At 62.9% G+C, this 15,853-nt stretch carries 14 protein-coding genes; 9 read left to right on the top strand and 5 right to left on the bottom strand.

Features of this window, described 5'->3' with window-relative positions; translation table 11 throughout:
- Window positions 1-226 precede the first annotated feature (226 nt).
- The 4 genes from AC1RGE_RS26135 to AC1RGE_RS26150 all read left to right on the top strand — a co-directional run bounded on the left by AC1RGE_RS26135 (window position 227) and on the right by AC1RGE_RS26150 (window position 5,850).
- Window positions 227-3,145: an aminotransferase gene (locus AC1RGE_RS26135; protein WP_103290598.1), complete on the top strand. Its 2,919-nt coding sequence runs from the start codon at window positions 227-229 to the stop codon at window positions 3,143-3,145.
- A 269-nt stretch (window positions 3,146-3,414) separates the two neighbouring features.
- The gene (gene aguB, locus AC1RGE_RS26140) at window positions 3,415-4,293 is read left to right on the top strand and encodes an N-carbamoylputrescine amidase (protein WP_011058685.1); all 879 of its coding nucleotides are present in this window, start codon (window positions 3,415-3,417) and stop codon (window positions 4,291-4,293) included.
- 5 nt (window positions 4,294-4,298) lie between these two features.
- The gene (gene aguA / locus AC1RGE_RS26145; protein ID WP_011058686.1) at window positions 4,299-5,405 is read left to right on the top strand and encodes an agmatine deiminase; all 1,107 of its coding nucleotides are present in this window, start codon (window positions 4,299-4,301) and stop codon (window positions 5,403-5,405) included.
- Window positions 5,406-5,649: 244 nt separating this feature from the next.
- A complete protein-coding gene (locus tag AC1RGE_RS26150) occupies window positions 5,650-5,850 on the top strand; it encodes a hypothetical protein (protein WP_011058687.1) in 201 nt (66 codons plus the stop codon).
- Between the two features lie 81 nt (window positions 5,851-5,931).
- Here AC1RGE_RS26150 and AC1RGE_RS26155 read toward each other — a convergent pair whose 3' ends face one another.
- Complete coding sequence (locus AC1RGE_RS26155; protein WP_011058688.1) at window positions 5,932-8,031, bottom strand: TonB-dependent receptor; 2,100 nt, start codon at window positions 8,029-8,031, stop codon at window positions 5,932-5,934.
- A 262-nt stretch (window positions 8,032-8,293) separates the two neighbouring features.
- Here AC1RGE_RS26155 and AC1RGE_RS26160 point away from each other — a divergent pair, with 262 nt between their 5' ends.
- The 3 genes from AC1RGE_RS26160 to AC1RGE_RS26170 all read left to right on the top strand — a co-directional run bounded on the left by AC1RGE_RS26160 (window position 8,294) and on the right by AC1RGE_RS26170 (window position 10,931).
- Window positions 8,294-8,989: a DsbA family protein gene (locus tag AC1RGE_RS26160; protein WP_492585260.1), complete on the top strand. Its 696-nt coding sequence runs from the start codon at window positions 8,294-8,296 to the stop codon at window positions 8,987-8,989.
- Window positions 8,990-9,016: 27 nt separating this feature from the next.
- Window positions 9,017-9,406 carry a nuclear transport factor 2 family protein gene (locus tag AC1RGE_RS26165; RefSeq protein WP_015633792.1) on the top strand — a complete coding sequence of 130 codons (390 nt, stop codon included), beginning with the start codon at window positions 9,017-9,019 and terminating at the stop codon, window positions 9,404-9,406.
- 238 nt (window positions 9,407-9,644) lie between these two features.
- Entirely contained in the window at window positions 9,645-10,931 is a 1,287-nt protein-coding gene (locus AC1RGE_RS26170) for an OprD family porin (RefSeq protein WP_342403520.1), read from the top strand.
- A gap of 79 nt (window positions 10,932-11,010) precedes the next feature.
- Here the strand turns inward: AC1RGE_RS26170 and AC1RGE_RS26175 are convergent, their stop codons facing one another.
- A complete protein-coding gene (locus tag AC1RGE_RS26175) occupies window positions 11,011-11,859 on the bottom strand; it encodes a hypothetical protein (RefSeq protein WP_492585262.1) in 849 nt (282 codons plus the stop codon).
- Window positions 11,860-11,995: 136 nt separating this feature from the next.
- Here AC1RGE_RS26175 and AC1RGE_RS26180 point away from each other — a divergent pair, with 136 nt between their 5' ends.
- Both AC1RGE_RS26180 and AC1RGE_RS26185 read left to right on the top strand, forming a co-directional pair.
- The gene (locus tag AC1RGE_RS26180; protein WP_232643933.1) at window positions 11,996-12,661 is read left to right on the top strand and encodes a hypothetical protein; all 666 of its coding nucleotides are present in this window, start codon (window positions 11,996-11,998) and stop codon (window positions 12,659-12,661) included.
- Between the two features lie 5 nt (window positions 12,662-12,666).
- On the top strand, window positions 12,667-13,362 hold the full coding sequence (locus AC1RGE_RS26185; RefSeq protein ID WP_011058694.1) for a tetratricopeptide repeat protein: 696 nt from the start codon (window positions 12,667-12,669) through the stop codon (window positions 13,360-13,362).
- A gap of 71 nt (window positions 13,363-13,433) precedes the next feature.
- Here AC1RGE_RS26185 and AC1RGE_RS26190 read toward each other — a convergent pair whose 3' ends face one another.
- The 3 genes from AC1RGE_RS26190 to AC1RGE_RS26200 all read right to left on the bottom strand — a co-directional run bounded on the left by AC1RGE_RS26190 (window position 13,434) and on the right by AC1RGE_RS26200 (window position 15,849).
- Window positions 13,434-14,564 (bottom strand): lysozyme inhibitor LprI family protein, encoded by a 1,131-nt coding sequence (locus AC1RGE_RS26190; RefSeq protein ID WP_492585264.1) that lies wholly within the window; start codon window positions 14,562-14,564, stop codon window positions 13,434-13,436.
- Between the two features lie 24 nt (window positions 14,565-14,588).
- Window positions 14,589-14,975, bottom strand: coding sequence for a c-type cytochrome (locus AC1RGE_RS26195; protein WP_011058696.1), 387 nt, complete (start codon window positions 14,973-14,975; stop codon window positions 14,589-14,591).
- A 79-nt stretch (window positions 14,976-15,054) separates the two neighbouring features.
- Window positions 15,055-15,849 carry a hypothetical protein gene (locus AC1RGE_RS26200; RefSeq protein ID WP_492585266.1) on the bottom strand — a complete coding sequence of 265 codons (795 nt, stop codon included), beginning with the start codon at window positions 15,847-15,849 and terminating at the stop codon, window positions 15,055-15,057.
- Between the last annotated feature and the right edge of the window lie 4 nt (window positions 15,850-15,853).

Consider the following 15,853-nt stretch of genomic DNA (forward strand, 5'->3'; position numbering starts at 1 on the left):
ATCCTTGAAAACGGTCATTTGCTGCGACGAATGCAGCATAGCTTGTCGATAGGACGCCTAGGGTGCAATAGCAACAACCGCTTGATTGCTCTGCGAACCGTCGGAAATTTCGCCGGCCGAAGTTTACAGCAGGCAAGGCTCTGGTCTTGCCTGCGCGGTTTGGGGTTGCGCATTAACTTGCGCAGTGGCGATATAAGCGCCCTATAACAATTCCAGGGGTCGTTGTATGTTGCTCGCCACCTTGATCCACCGTGCCAGTCTGCCCAGCCCGCAAGTCTTAGCGCAGCAAGCGCTGGAGTTGCTGGAAAGCCACTACGGCCTGCACGGCACCCTGCACTCGCTGGGTAGCCAGCAAGACCTCAACTATCGCGTCGACAGCCCCCAGGGGCGGTTTGTCCTGAAGATCTGCCGCGGCGACTACTCGGTCCTGGAGTTGCAGGCGCAGCACGCCGGCCTCAAGCATCTGCAACAGCACCCGGAGCTGCGAGTGCCCAGGGTCATCCCGGCGACAAACGGCGCGGACCTGCTGTCCCTGGAGATCGCCGGGCAAGCGCTGCACGTGCGCCTGCTGGACTATATAGAAGGCCGCTCCCTGACCCAGCTGCCGCACCTGGGCGGTGAGCTGGTGGCGGGCCTGGGCCGGCTGTGCGGGCAGATGGACCTGGCCCTGGCGGATTTCGAGCATCCGGGCCTGGAGCGCACCCTGCAATGGGACGCCCGGCATGCCCAGGCATTGATCGGGCATCTGCTGCCGGTCATTGCCGACCCGCAGCAACGAGCGGTGATCGCCAGTGCCGCGCAACGCGCCGAGCGCCGCTTGCATCCGCTGCTGGAGCAACTGCCGGTGCAGGCCATCCATATGGACATCACCGATGACAATGTGGTCTGGCAGCGGGATGAAGCACGGCATTGGCAGGTGCAGGGGGTGATCGATTTCGGCGACCTGATCCGCACCTGGCGCATCACCGACCTGTCGGTGACCTGCGCGGCGCTGCTGCATCACGCCGAGGGCGACCCGCTGCGCATCCTCCCGGCGATCCAGGCCTACCATCAGGTCAACCCGTTGCAACGGGCGGAGCTGCTGGCGCTCTGGCCTCTGATCGTGGCCCGGGCGGCGGTGCTGGTGCTCAGTGGCGAGCAGCAGGTCAGCATCGACCCGGGCAATGCCTACAGCCGTGCCAACCTGAGCCACGAGTGGGAGATTTTCCAGGTCGCCAACTCGGTGTCGTTCGAGTTCATGGAGGCGGCGATTCTCACCGCTGTCGGGCACGCACTGCCTGCCATCGGCGGTGAGGGGTTCGCCCCGCTGTTGCCGAGCCTGGTGGGGCGCGAATTCGCCCTGATCGACCTGGGCGTGCTCAGCCCGCACTTCGAGGCGGGCAATTGGGAGCAGCCGGGGATCGACGATCGCCTGTTGGCCGAAGCCTGCGCCGCCCATGGCCTGGCGGCCAGCCGCTATGGACAGTACCGCCTGTCGCAGACCCGTCCCGATAGCGCCGAGGAACCCTCGACCTGCCCCTTGCATGTACAACTGCAAGTGCCGCCAGGCACCGCTGTGGAAGCGCCGTTCGCCGGGGTCCTGCACCGTGCCGAGCAAGGCCTGTTGCGCCTCGATGGCCCGACCCTGAGTATGCACCTGTGGGGCGTCGAGCCTTCGCTGCAGCCGGGAGCGGCGCTGGTCAAGGGCCAGGTGCTGGGCGCCGTGGCGGCGGATGGTCGGCTCAAGGTGCAGCTGTGTCGCGCTGCCGAACTGGATCCGCCGCTGTTTTGTACGCCGTCCCGAGCCCCGGCCTGGCAAGCCCTTTGCCCCTCGCCGGCGGCGCTGCTGGGGCTGGCCTGCGATGCCGAGCCGGAACTGGATCCGCAAACCCTGCTGGAGCGTCGTGACGCCAGTTTTGCCCGCTCGCAGAAGCACTATTACGTCGATCCGCCGCGGATCGAGCGCGGCTGGCGCAACCACTTGATCGACATGCAGGGGCGTTCCTACCTGGACATGCTCAACAACGTCGCGGTGCTGGGCCACGGTCACCCGCGCATGGCCGCTGAAGCGGCGCGGCAATGGTCGCTGCTCAACACCAACTCGCGTTTCCACTATGCGGCGATCGCCGAGTTCTCCGAGCGCCTGCTGGCCCTGGCACCGGATTCCATGGACCGGGTGTTCCTGGTCAACAGCGGCACCGAGGCCAATGACCTGGCGATCCGCCTGGCCTGGGCCTACAGCGGCGGGCGCGACATGCTCAGTGTGCTGGAGGCCTACCATGGCTGGTCGGTGGCGGCTGACGCAGTGTCCACCTCCATCGCCGACAACCCCCAGGCCCTCACCAGCCGTCCGGAGTGGGTGCACCCGGTGACCGCGCCCAACACCTATCGCGGCGAGTTCCGCGGCCAGGACAGCACCCCGCACTACCTGCGCAGCGTCGACCAGCAACTGCACAAGCTGGATGAGCAGCAACGCCAACTGGCCGGTTTCATCTGCGAACCCGTGTATGGCAACGCCGGAGGGATTTCGCTGCCACCGGGCTACCTGCAGCAGGTCTACGAGCGGGTGCGGGCCCGGGGCGGGGTGTGCATCGCCGACGAGATCCAGGTCGGCTACGGGCGCATGGGCCAGTTCTTCTGGGGCTTCGAGGAGCAGGGCGTGACCCCGGACATCATCACCATGGCCAAGGGCATGGGCAACGGCCAGCCCCTGGGTGCGGTGATCACCCGGCGGGAAATCGCCGAAGCGCTGGAGGCCGAAGGCTATTTCTTCTCCTCGTCCGGCGGCAGCCCGGTCAGTTGCCGCATCGGCATTGCGGTGCTGGACGTGATGCAGGAGGAGAAACTCTGGGAAAACGCCCAGGTGGTCGGTGAACACTTCCGGCAGCGCCTGGAGGCGCTCAAGGAAAACCACCCGCTGGTGGGAGCGGTGCATGGTTCCGGTTTCTACCTGGGGCTGGAACTGATCCGCGATCACGCCACCCTGGAACCGGCCACCGAGGAAACCACCCTGCTGTGCGAACGCCTGCGCGAGCTGGGGATTTTCATGCAACCTACCGGCGATCACCTGAACATCCTCAAGATCAAGCCGCCGATGGTCACGACTCGCCAGAGCGTGGATTTCTTCGTCGACATGCTGGCCAAGGTGTTGAGCGAAGAGCTGTAGGCGCAGGGCTCTGCTTTGCGTTGACCTCCATTCGCCGGCAGGCCGGCTCCTGCAACGCTTGGTAGGAGCCGGCTTGCCGGCGAATGCGTTTCTTTATAATTCGATTGTTATCGGCTTTTTGTCGTTAATTTATCGTAGTTAATGGTTTTTCAGCTTTTAAAGTCGATATTTATCGGATATAAAGTGGCCATATCCAGGCTCGGCCTCGCCGTGCCCGGTGCCTTGTGTCCGTTGTCATCGACCGCTTCGCCTTGCCCAGGAGTTGATCCATGAGCCGTACCGTTACCGTCGCCGCTACCCAGATGGCCTGTTCCTGGGACCTTGAGGCCAACCTCGAAACCGCTGAGAAACTGGTACGCGAAGCCGCGGCCAAGGGGGCGCAGATCATCCTGATCCAGGAACTGTTCGAGGCGCCTTACTTCTGCCAGAAGCCCAACCCGGATTACCTGCAACTGGCCACCACGGTGGACAGCAACGCCGCCATCGCGCACTTCCAGAAAGTCGCCAGGGAGCTGCAAGTGGTGCTGCCCATCAGCTTCTACGAGCTGGCCGGGCGGGCGCGTTTCAACAGCATCGCGATCATCGATGCCGATGGCAGCAACCTCGGGATTTATCGGAAAAGCCACATCCCGGATGGCCCCGGCTACCACGAAAAGTACTACTTCAACCCGGGCGATACCGGCTTCAAGGTATGGAACACCCGCTACGCGAAGATCGGCGTGGGCATCTGCTGGGACCAGTGGTTCCCCGAGTGCGCCCGCAGCATGGCCCTGCAAGGCGCGGAAATTCTCTTCTACCCCACCGCCATCGGCAGCGAGCCCCACGACCAGACAATTTCCTCCCGCGACCACTGGCAGCGGGTGCAGCAGGGCCATGCCGGGGCCAACCTGATGCCGCTGATCGCCAGCAACCGCATCGGCAACGAAGAGCAGGACGGCTACGACATCACCTTCTACGGCTCGTCCTTCATCGCCAATCAGTTCGGCGAGAAGGTTCAGGAGCTCAACCAAACTGAAGAAGGTATCCTTGTGCACAGCTTCGACCTCGACGAGCTCGAGCACATCCGCAGCGCCTGGGGCAGTTTCCGTGACCGTCGTCCGAACCTCTATGGCGCGCTGAAAACCCTCGACGGTTCCCTGGAGTCCTGAACACTATGAGCACTTTGCACAGCACGCCGCGCGCCGACGGTTTCTACATGCCCGCCGAATGGGCGACCCAGACCCAGGCCTGGATGATCTGGCCCGAGCGCCCGGACAACTGGCGCCTGGGCGGCAAGCCGGCGCAGGCCGCCCATGCCGCGGTGGCCAAGGCCATCGCGCGCTTTGAACCGGTGACCGTAGCGGTGTCCGCGGCCCAGTATGAAAACGCCCGGGCACGCCTGGACGTGCCCAATATCCGTGTGGTGGAAATGTCCAGCGACGACGCCTGGGTCCGCGACACCGGCCCGACTTTCGTCATCAACGCCAGCGGCGAAGTGCGCGGCGTGCACTGGGGATTCAACGCCTGGGGCGGCTTCGAAGGCGGCCTGTATTCGCCGTGGAACCGCGACGAGCAGGTCGCCAGCAAGGTGCTGGAAATCGAACGTTGCCAGGAGTACCGCACCGAGGGCTTCGTGCTCGAAGGTGGCTCGATCCACGTCGATGGCGAAGGCACCCTGATCACCACCGAGGAATGCCTGCTCAACCACAACCGCAACCCGCACCTGTCCCGCGAAGAGATCGAGGCGGTACTGCGCGAGCATCTAGCGGTGGAGCAGATCGTCTGGCTGCCGGATGGCCTGTACAACGACGAAACCGACGGCCATGTGGATAATTTCTGCTGCTATGTGCGCCCGGGCGAAGTGCTGCTGGCCTGGACCGACGACCCTCAGGACCCGAACTACCCGCGTTGCCAGGCCGCCCTGCAGGTGCTGGAAAACACCCGTGACGCCAAGGGCCGCACCTTCAAGGTGCACAAGATGCCGATTCCCGGCCCCTTGTACGCCACCGAAGAGGAATGCGCCGGGGTCGACGCGGTAGAGGGCAGCCAGGAGCGCAACCCTTCGGTGCGTCTGGCGGGTTCCTACGTGAACTTCCTGATCGTCAATGGCGGGATCATCGCGCCCAGCTTTGACGACCCGATGGACGCCCAGGCCAAGGCCATCCTGCAGCAGCTGTTTCCCGAGCACGAAGTGGTGATGGTGCCGGGCCGTGAACTGTTACTGGGGGGCGGCAATATCCACTGCCTTACCCAGCAACAGCCCGCGCCACAGCGGATTTGAGTGCCGTTGTAACAGCCGATGCCGGTTGTTTGCCGGTGCCGGCCCGGCCCATGGCCTGAGCTTCGCCAGCCAGCCCGCAGCCTAGACAGGCCGCGGGCTTTTTCATGGCCGTATATCGGCACAGGTGGCACATTGGCATAGCTCTTGTATCTCTCCTGGCGTGATTCTGAGACATGGAGAACGGTGTTGTTCTGTCATAAAGCTTGGATAAGTTAGGCCGCTCAGATACCAGGAGAGCGCTGGAATGAACATGGTCAGCGAGCGGGCGTCCCATCCCTTGGCAATGAATAACGAGTCGCTGCAGGTGCTGGCCCAGTGGTTGAAGTCCAATGGAACGCGTCAGATCAGGGAACCTGATCCGCGCCGGATCATCATTGAGCGTTACCCCGCTGGATTGCTCAGCGAGGCGGAACTGCAGGCGTTGTGGGATGTGGTGAAAGGATAGACAAACAAGGGATTGTGCGAAGCGCTGCCGGGATGGCAGCGCTTTTTTTTGCCTGGCATTCAGATGCCGGGCATCCGGGCGTCAGAAGCGGTAGTTGCCGGTGACCACCAGGCTGCGAGGGTCGCCCGGCTGGATCTGGAAGGCGCTGGTGGCGGAACTGTAGTACTCGCGGTCGGCGATATTGTTCAGCGCAGCGCGTACGTCCCAGTCCTTGTGCCGGTAACCGGCCAGGGCGTCCCAGCGGCCATAACCGGGCAGCGCCACGGTGTTGCTGCTATCGGCGAAGCGGTCGCCGACCAGGGTCAGGCCGGTCTCGGCGTACCAGCCCAGTTCCGGTTTCCAGGTGATGAACAGGCTGCCATTGCGCTTGGCGACGTTGTTCACGCGCTTGTCTTCGAAGCCGTTGTTGTCCTTGACCACCACGGCGTCCTGCAGGCCGATGCCGCCGCGCAGGTACCAGTTGCCGACGATCTTGCCGGTGCCCGTCAGCTCGATGCCGCGGGAGCGTTGCAGCCCGGTGAGCAGGGTGATGCTGCGGTCCTGCGGATCGGAGGTGCGACGGTTGTAGAGCTCCAGCTCATACACCGCCAGGGTGGTGCTCAAGCGTTCGCCCAGCCAGTCGCTCTTGACTCCGACTTCCTTCTGCCGGGTGAGCTCGGGGCTCAGGTCGTTGCCGTTACCGGCGGCGTTCGGGGTGATGCCGATCAGGCCGCCGCCCACCGGTGAGAACGACTTGCTCCACGAGGCATAGAACGAGTGGTGCTCCAGCGGCGTCCAGACCACCCCCAGGCGCGGGCTGACGCTATGGCTCTCGCGGCTTTCGGAGAGCCCGTTCTTGCGGTTGCTGGTCTGCACATCGAAGTTGTCGTAGCGCAGGCCGGCGAGCAATTGCCATTGATCGTTCAGGCGCAGTTGGTCCTGCACATAGAGGGCTCGGCTTTCGACCTCGGTGTGGTTGTTGCTGGAGACCTGCATGCGGCCGGTGTGGCTCTGGTACGGGTTGGGGTTGTACAGGTCGACGGCGGGCACCGCCTGGCTGCCCGGCCCGGAAGTGGCGGCGTTGTAGAGGATCGGGTCGCGGCGCTGGCTGCCGAGCTCCAGGCCGGTGAGCAGGCGATGTTCCAGGCCGAAGGTGTCGAAACGGCCCTCCAGTTCGGTGTTGTTGTAGACGTTGCGGGTCTTCAGGTCCTGCTGCCAGCGTTGGCGTTGGACCTTGCCCGTCGTGGCGTTGTAGCCGGTCTGGTAGGTGTTGTCGAAGTCGCTGTCGAGCTTGAATACCCCCAGGGTGTGGCGCAGTTGCCAGTTCTCGCTGAGCTCGTAGCTCAGCTTGGAGCGCAGGGACTGGGACTTGTCGTCGATGTAGTCGCGGTGATCGCCGTAGGTGGTGTCGCGGCTGACGTCCGCCGGGCGTCCGTTGACCCCGGGGATGCCGCGGTCCGGGGTGCGGTTGTAGCGGCTGTATTCGTACTGCACCAGCCAGTTCAGGTCCGGGGTCAGTTGCCAGCTCATGGACGGGGCGAACAATTGGCGGTTGCCGCTGACGCCTTTGCGGAAACTGTTCCGGTCCTCGTTGCCCAGGTTCAGGCGCAGGCTGATGTTCTCTGTCGGGTCGGCGCTGAGGTCGGCATACAGGCTGCGCAGGTCCTGGCTGCCGCCCTGGACTTCGACGCTGGAGCGGCGGCCGAATTCCGGCAGCTTGCTCACCCGGTTGATGATCCCGCCCTGGCTGCCACGGCCGTAGAGCACTGCCGCCGGGCCCTTGAGCACTTCGATGCGCTCGATGTTGTGCAGGTCGCGCACGTATTGGCTGTCGTCGCGGATGCCGTCCAGGTAGAAGTCGTTACTGGCATCGAAGCCGCGGATCCGCAGGCTGTCGAAGCGTGTGTCCGAGCCGCTGCTGACGTTGGGAATGCCACTCAGGGCGCTGCCCAGGTCGTTGACGCCGTAGTCCAGCACGTTGGCGGTCTTGATTGTGTCGATGGCCTGGGGCACGTAGCGCGCCGGGGTCGAGGTACGGGTTGCAGTGCTGACTTCCTTGACCCGAGGGTCATCGGGGTCGGCTTCGGCCTCGGCACTGATGGAGGTCATCGGCAGGGTAGTGCTGGCAGCGCAGGCAAAACCGCTGGCCAGCAGGGTGCAAAGACCCAGGGACAGGGGCATGAGGCGGAAATGGGCAGGCATCTGAAACGCATCCGAGAAGGGGAAATTCGAGGGTGCGAATGGTAATGCTTGTCATTACCAGATGTTAAATATTCCCTAATAAGTTCCCTTGGCTATTTGTTTCTGAATGTATCTTTCGGGTATCGGTTCGCATACTGAAGCTAAACAGACGGATTCGACCGGTTACAGCAACAGACTAAAAGCCAATTCGAGGTTTTTCCCTTGGCGCGCGCGGCCTAGTCTGCGTGACATCGAATTTTCAAGACCTTGCTGGAGCCCCGATATGTCCTTGGCCACCCTTCACTATATATATGACCCCCTGTGCGGCTGGTGCTACGGTGCCAAGCCGCTGGTGCAGGCCGCCCAGGCGGTGGTGCCGGTGGTGGCCCATGCCGGCGGCATGATGACCGGGCGCAACCGCCAGCCGGTCTCGCCGCAACTGCGCGATTACGTCATGCCCCATGACCGGCGGATCGCCGAGTACACCGGGCAGCCTTTTGGCCAGGCCTATTTCGAGGGCCTGCTGCGGGATGAGACGGCCACCTTCGACTCGGCGCCGCCGATTGCCGCCGTACTGGCGGCCCAGGCTATGGAAGGGCGGGGCCTGGAATTTCTGGGCCGGTTGCAGACGGCGCATTATCTGGAAGGACGCAGGATCGCCGACCGGCAGGTGCTGCTGGAGCTGGCGCAGGCCCAAGGGTTTGCCCCGGCCGCCTTCGAGGCGGCCTTCGACCAGGCGGTGGCCCATGAACTGGACAACCATATAAAGGCCAGCCGGGCCCTGTTGGCCAAGGTCGGCGGGCAAGGCTTCCCGACCCTGGTGCTGGAGCGCGATGGTCGTTACCAGTTGCTCGACATCAGCCCCTGGTTGGGCAAACCCGAGGCCTTCGCCGGCTGGCTGAAGACCTCCCTGGGCGCCGATAGCGGCCCTCACGATGGCGTGGTCCAGGCCTGTGGCCTGGACGGTTGCACACCCTGAACTCACCTGACCTGCGTGGAGTCACTCATGGATAACCTAGCGTTGATCAAGAGCACCTACGAAGGTGCCAACTCCCAGGAAAATGCGCGCAACACCGCAGCGGCCCTGGCCCCCGATGCCCGCTGGACCGAGGCGGCGGGCTTTCCCTATGCCGGCACCTACATAGGGTTCGAGGCGGTGCTGGAGCACGTCTTCAAGCGCCTGGGCTCGGAATGGCAGGACTTCACCTTCAAGGTCGAGAACTATGTGGCCCAGGGCGACAAGGTGTTCGCCTATGGCAATTACCAGGGCGTCTACAAGGCCTCGGGCAAACCGATCGATGTACGGGTGGCTCACTTGTGGACACTTAAAGATGGCAAGGTCACCCACTTCGAACAATTCGTGGACAGTCACAGTGTGCAGCTGGCAATGCTCTAGCCCGCAGTTCTTAGAATATTTTCAGCTATTCAAAGACGATTCACGAAATTGACACGTTGTTAAAGGCGCAGATAGGATTCGCCCCAACGCCTGTGGCCAGGAGCCATATTTCAGAATAATAAAAGGCCCACCGTGCTCACCCGCGGTCGGGCTTTTTTGTTTCAACGGTAGAAGAGCGTTCAATCGCCATAGCCGCGGAGCTCACAGCGCGTCACCAACCCGTAATAAGGAAAATAAAATGTTTAAACAGCGGATCTGCTTGGTTGCACTGGGGATTTTGAGCGCAACACAGGCCATGGCCGACGGCCAGGCCGACGCCAAGGGTTTTGTTGAAGACAGCAGCCTGAAAGTGCTGTTGCGCAACGCCTACATCAACCGTGACTACAAAGATGGCAACCCGGACAAGGCTGAATGGGGCCAGGGTTTCATCGGCACCTTCTCCTCGGGCTTCACCCAGGGCACCGTGGGCGTGGGCGTTGACGCCTTCGGCCTGTACGCACTGCGCCTGGACGGCGGCAAGGGTCGCAGCGGTGCCGGCGGCATCGACTTCTTCAAGCAGGGTGACAGCGGTAGCGCTGCAGACGACCTGGCCAAGGCCGGTGCTGCAGTCAAGTTCCGTTTCTCCAACACTGTGCTGACCTACGGTGACCAGATGCCGGCCCTGCCGGTGCTGAACTACGACAACTCGCGCCTGCTGCCGGAAAGCTACACCGGTACCCTGATCACCTCCAAGGAGATCAAGGGCCTGGAGCTGAACGCCGGTCACTTCACCGCCGAATCGCGCAAGAGCGCCGAAGGCCGTGACAGTGGTGGCCTGAAGTCGATCAACGTATTGGGCGGTAGCTACCAGTTCACCGAGCAGTTCAAGGGCGCGCTGTACGCTTCCGACGTCGAAGACGTGCTGAAGAAGCAGTACATCAACCTGAACTACGTGTTCCCGCTGGCCACTGACCAGTCCCTGACCCTGGACTTCAACGGCTACCGTACCGAGCTGGACAAGTCCTACGCCGAGAAGGCTAAAGCCGGCGGCGAAGACAACAAGATCTGGAGCCTGGCAGCCACCTACGCCATGGGCCCGCACTCCTTCACCCTGGCGCACCAGCGCAGCACCGGCGACAGCCACCTGGGCTATGCCTACGGCGGCTACCAGCGCGGTCAGAACCGAGTGGGCGATGGCGGCAACACCATCTACCTGGCCAACTCCTACTGGTCCGACTTCAACGCCGAAGACGAGCGCAGCTGGCAGCTGGGCTACGGTCTGGACTTCGGCGCCTTCGGCGTACCGGGCCTGACCTATAACGTGGCCTACGTGCGTGGCGACAACATCACCACCTCCACTACCACTGGCGGCAGCGAGCGTGAAATCTTCAACCAGCTGAAGTACGTGGTACAGAGCGGTCCAGCCAAGGACCTGAGTGTGAAAGTACGTAGCTCGGTACTGCGGGTTTCGCAGAAGTCTTCCGAGTACAACGTGGGTGGCAACGAACTGCGTGTGTTCGTCGACTACCCGATCAACGTGTTCTGATGAACGCCTGATCACCGCCTGACTTCAGGTGGCGCAATGGAAAAAGCCCCGACTGGTTCGGGGCTTTTTCATGTCCGGGTTATTGTTTCTGGGGTTTTTCCAGCGAGGGCAGGTAGGTGTTTTCGTACCACTGTCGTTTCAAGGCGTCGCCTTCACGCTTGTAGGCAAACATTGCTTGCCACTGTTCACTGGCGAGCTGGAGCATTTTTCCCGGAATGTTTTGCGTCAGGTGGGTGAAGTAGCGCAGGTGATGAAGGTCCAGAATCTTCATGAGTTTGTTCAGCTGTATGGTTTCTGCGTCTTCACTTGTGTCTCTCAAGGCTTCATTCAAGAGAAGCGTTGGGATCACCAGGATGTAAGTGCCGGTGGCGCCCGTGAAGTCGGGAAGCCCGTCATCGAGTTGGTAGAGGATGTAGACGTACAGGTCTGCCCAGCGGCGCTTGAGCTGGTTGCTGATCAATTCCTCGCCGTTGCGGGTCTGCATCCAGGCTGTCTTGCGCGCCACGGGCAGTGCGGTGTTCAGTTTCCCGGCAAAGGCCAGGTGATGCAGCGGCCTATCTGTTTTGTCGACGCGCTTGGTTTTGACCTCCACTGCCCAGCCGTTCCAGGTTGTCCGGCAGAACCAGCTCTGGTCCTCTACCAACGGATCTGTGGTGATCTTGCACGCATCCAGCAGCGGTTGTGGGTAGCCAAAATAGATATCCGCCACATCGGTTTCGCCATTGTCTTCACTGGCCGGGTCGAACAGCTTGTTGTGCCGGTATCCGTAAGGCCGCTGGTTGGTCTTTGGATCAAAGTCGGGGCTATGGGCCGGCGGATTGTTGCGCTCGAATTCCTTGATCGCGGAAATGATGAATGACTCATATACCCGCCCGATCCAGCTGGGGTTGTTTTTGAGGATATTCAGCAGTCGTTCCGAGAGTTCCATTTGATAGGTGGTCCTTGGGGCAGGGAAAGCTAGGGCATGAATGGCCAAGTCGCGGGGCGCCGGGATTTTCAGCCAGTGGTTGGCGCATATCAATCTTGTTACAGTCCACCCCCCTGTCTTGTCACGGATGATTTCGATGTTCCGTACCCTGCTATCCGGCCTGTGCCTGCTGAGCGTCGCCAGCATCGCCCACGGCCAGCAAGCGACTGCGCCCGAGCAGTTGCTGAGCGACTTCTCCCGCTGCGATGCGCAGTTCTTCCAGAACCTGAATACCGCCCGACTGCCGACCGGCACCTTGAGCCTGGCCCGGTACGGTGCGGTAAGCGCGCCCAAGGTCATGAACCCTTTGCAGGAAGGCGGGCGCTACCAGGCCTTCGAACAGCCGCTGCTGGTCAATGGCGTGCGCCTGGTGGGCTACTACAACGAAGCTCAGTCGCTGAAGTCGGTGGGCAACCTGCTGTTCTGGGGCTTTGTCGCCGAGGGCCAGCCCAAGGACGTGGCCGCGGCGCTCAAGCCGCTGCTGGTGGACAACAGCCGCCTGAAGGCAGACCGCAGCGCCATGAGCCGGGTGGAGATCCGCCGGGTCGGCGACCCCATCGACCAGTGGCGCACCGAAGGCCTGGCGGGCGGTGGCGTGGCTACGCCGTTCGGTTATGTCGAACGCATCCTGAGCATCGACATCGGTACCACCCACGCACCGATTGCCGGACGCACCACGATCTTCTGCAGCTTGCAGGGTACGGTCACCGCGCCGTTGCTGCAGGTGTATCGCCCTGACCTCAACGCCCATCTGCTGGATTGAAAAACATGCCTTCATTGTCTGTACGCGGGTCGCTCCTGCTTGTGTGTGCCCTTGCTGTGACTGGCTGCGCCAGCCTGCAGAGCCAGGACCAGATCAACTACGCCCATTGCCGCATGGTGGGCCAGGCTTCCAAGGCCGAAAAATTCGACGTGGTGCTGCAAGAGGCCGACCTGTGCCTTGAGAAGAACCAGCTGAGCCAGCCCATGCAGAGCCTGGTGTACTGGCTCAAATCCGATGCCTACGCCAGCTTCAAGCGTTACCCGGAAGCCATCGCCGCCAAGGAAAAATCCATCGAGTTGGGCCCCAAGCCCGATGCTCGGGCGGTGCTGGACCTGAGCCGTCTGTATCGCGAAGCGGGCAACCCGCAAAAGGCTCTGGAGCTGGTGCAGTCCAACCTTGACAACAACCTGGGCGAGGCGGGCAAGGGCAGCGGTTTCAACATGCCGACCTACTACCACCTGGGCCAGACGCTGTACGACCTGGGTCGCTATCGCGAGGCCGCGGAAGCCTACAGCACCGGCCTGTTGAAGCAGCCCGACTATGCCTGGGCCTTCTACCACCGCGGCCTGGCCTACGACAAACTGGGCCAGACCGACGACGCCCGCGCCGACTTTGCCCAGTTCGCCAAGCTGGTGAACCAGAAGTACGTCGAGCCGCAGCACCAGGCCAAGCTGGCCGAGTACAAGATCAAGCTGCCTTGAATGCAGCGTGGGTGATGCAATAAAAAAGGCTCGCCGGATTGCGAGCCTTTTTTATCCGCGAGCGCTGTTCGTCAGTCGTCCGGATTGATGGCGAGCTTCAGCTGGTTGCCCTGCAGGTAGACCACCGCTTCACGGCCATGGATATCCACCGGCCGGGCCGACATTGCGTCGTGATCGGTGACTATCTTCGACAACTCCTTGCCCCGCATATCGACCCGCCAGATACAGGCCCGGGGCCCTTGGTTATCGAAGTACAGCACCGGGCGCGTGGTGCTCCAGGTCGGGTTGACGATGGCCCATCCGGCATCGGGCTGTTTCTGCTCGGTGATGTTCTCCGAATGGCTGCCCGCGTTGGCGCGGTCATAGTTCAGGGACAGCTGGCTGCTGTCGCGATTGAGGTCCTGCTCCACCCGCGCCCGGGCGTGCATGAAGGTGTTGGAGCCAACCTGGAACACCTGCTGGGTGCTGGCGGGCGCGCTGCGCGAACCCAGGCGGTAGACCATGCTTTGCTGCAACTGGCCCGCCATCTGCTCGCGGTAGTAGAACTGGCCATCGACTATCCCGGCGTAGCGCGGCCCCTGGTCGTTGGCCCCGGGATTGGCCCAGCCGGCGAAGGCGATGTCCTGGGCGATGGGATGCAGCCCCGGCTGGTCATCGGCGTACTCATACAGGGTGCCGACATACACCGGCTTGCCCTCCTGATAGCGCCCGACAAACAGCACCACATGCAGCACCCCGGCTATCACCTGGGCATCGACGATCTGCTGGTCGCCCTGGGGCAGGGTACTGTTGAAGGTGGCCAGGGTGAAGTTCTGCCAGTCGTCCGGGTCATAGACCAGGTACGCCTCGCCGGGAGCCAGTGGGCGCAGTGCGTTCGGGGCGGGCTCGGGAGGAATCGGCAGCGACGTGAGCATTTTCACCTGGGCCCGGTAGACCGACTCCAGGCAATCGGTGTCGGGGCAGGTATTGCGGGTGTTCTTCAACCAATGGCCTTGCAGCAGGCGGAACACCTGCAAGTGCTTCAGCGCCTGGTAGCGGCGGGTCATCTCCTCGTCCTTGGCGGACAGCGTCGGCGTGGCGCAGACAGTCTTTTCCACTTGGGTCGAGGCCTTGGCGCAGTCGAAGCCGGCGGCCTGCAGATCGGGCGTCAGCGCGCCCAGGGCGAGGCTCATGGCCGCCAGCGAGAGCAAAGGGAGCTTCATCAACACATCCTTGTCGAAAACGGGTCAGGGGGTCTGGAACGTCTGCAGATAGGCCAGCAGATTATCGATTTTTTCCTCATCGCTCAGCCCCCAGAAAATCATCCGGGTACCGGGCACCACGGCCTTGGGGTCTTCCAGGTACTGGATGAGCTTGTCCCGGCTCCAGACAATGCCCGAGGACTTCATGGCCGTCGAGTACTGGTAGTCCGCGGCGCTGCCGGCGGGGCGGTCGATGATGCCATTGAGCTGCGGCCCGAAGGAACTGCGTACCGAAGGCCCGATGTTATGGCAGCCGCTGCACAGGCGCTTGAACAGCTTGGCGCCGGCTTCGGCATCACCGGCCAGGGCCGGGGCGCTGAATAGCAGGGAGTGGAGCAACAGGGTCAGGATCGATACGGCGATGGGCTTCATGGGCGGCCTGCGTGCAGCTGGAATCGGCGGCTATTGGAGCATGAAGCGCATGCCTGGGGGGAGCCTTGCGATACAAGGCTCAGAAGCGCCCACTGATACCCAGCAGCGGGCCCTTCTGGACGATGTCGTAGACAAACCCGTCATGGCGATAATCGACCCCCATGGCCCGGTAGCCGGCCACCGCCGAAAAGCCCGGCAGGAACTCCCAGCCCGCCAGTGCGGCTAGGTCCCAGTCTTCCCGGGACTGCCCGGCGCCCGCCATGCCCCAGGCGGAGAGCCAGAACCGCTCGTTCACGGCGTAGTGCCCGCGCAACCCCGCCATCGCGTCGGCCCAGGTGGCCTTGTCCGAGCCCGACAGGCCTCCGGCCGGCCCACCGTGCAGGGTGATGCTGGTGCTGCTGTACCAGACGCGCACGCCGCCGGCGATGTCCAGGCGATGATCGTCATCCCCCAGCACCTGGTAGCCGCCCCCCAGGAAACCCGAGGCGGTCTTGCTCTGCACCTCTAGCTTGGACGCCAGCGCTCCGGCTGGCAGCCGGTTGCGGGTGTCGGTGTCGATGTACATCAGGTCGGCGAGCACGCTGTAGGGGCCGCGCCGCGCTTCGCCCATCAGCATCACCGACATGTCGACACTGCGCGCGATGTCCGAGAAGTCGGGCTTGATGAACTGGGTCCCTGTGCTGCGGTGGCCTACGTGCCCGCGGATCCCGGCGCCCCACACGTACGGGCCGCCGTTGAACCGCCAGCCATCGTCGTCTGCCGCCATGGCCACGGGCGGCAGGCTGGTTCCGGCGGTCGTCAAGGCGCCCAGCAGCAGCGCCAGGCGGGTACGCCGGTGCAGCAACGGTGAGTGCGGATGGTCACGGTGGATCATGCTG

The organism is Pseudomonas sp. GW823-FHT02C05 (genome assembly GCF_058797595.1).

What these genes read in the sequence shown, in the direction of transcription:
- AC1RGE_RS26135 (WP_103290598.1), top strand. Translation starts at nt 227, where the DNA reads ATGTTGCTCGCCACCTTGATCCACCGTGCCAGTCTGCCCAGCCCGCAA.
- aguB (WP_011058685.1), top strand. Translation starts at nt 3,415, where the DNA reads ATGAGCCGTACCGTTACCGTCGCCGCTACCCAGATGGCCTGTTCCTGG.
- aguA (WP_011058686.1), top strand. Translation starts at nt 4,299, where the DNA reads ATGAGCACTTTGCACAGCACGCCGCGCGCCGACGGTTTCTACATGCCC.
- AC1RGE_RS26150 (WP_011058687.1), top strand. Translation starts at nt 5,650, where the DNA reads ATGAACATGGTCAGCGAGCGGGCGTCCCATCCCTTGGCAATGAATAAC.
- AC1RGE_RS26155 (WP_011058688.1), bottom strand. Translation starts at nt 8,031, where the DNA reads ATGCCTGCCCATTTCCGCCTCATGCCCCTGTCCCTGGGTCTTTGCACC.
- AC1RGE_RS26160 (WP_492585260.1), top strand. Translation starts at nt 8,294, where the DNA reads ATGTCCTTGGCCACCCTTCACTATATATATGACCCCCTGTGCGGCTGG.
- AC1RGE_RS26165 (WP_015633792.1), top strand. Translation starts at nt 9,017, where the DNA reads ATGGATAACCTAGCGTTGATCAAGAGCACCTACGAAGGTGCCAACTCC.
- AC1RGE_RS26170 (WP_342403520.1), top strand. Translation starts at nt 9,645, where the DNA reads ATGTTTAAACAGCGGATCTGCTTGGTTGCACTGGGGATTTTGAGCGCA.
- AC1RGE_RS26175 (WP_492585262.1), bottom strand. Translation starts at nt 11,859, where the DNA reads ATGGAACTCTCGGAACGACTGCTGAATATCCTCAAAAACAACCCCAGC.
- AC1RGE_RS26180 (WP_232643933.1), top strand. Translation starts at nt 11,996, where the DNA reads ATGTTCCGTACCCTGCTATCCGGCCTGTGCCTGCTGAGCGTCGCCAGC.
- AC1RGE_RS26185 (WP_011058694.1), top strand. Translation starts at nt 12,667, where the DNA reads ATGCCTTCATTGTCTGTACGCGGGTCGCTCCTGCTTGTGTGTGCCCTT.
- AC1RGE_RS26190 (WP_492585264.1), bottom strand. Translation starts at nt 14,564, where the DNA reads ATGAAGCTCCCTTTGCTCTCGCTGGCGGCCATGAGCCTCGCCCTGGGC.
- AC1RGE_RS26195 (WP_011058696.1), bottom strand. Translation starts at nt 14,975, where the DNA reads ATGAAGCCCATCGCCGTATCGATCCTGACCCTGTTGCTCCACTCCCTG.
- AC1RGE_RS26200 (WP_492585266.1), bottom strand. Translation starts at nt 15,849, where the DNA reads ATGATCCACCGTGACCATCCGCACTCACCGTTGCTGCACCGGCGTACC.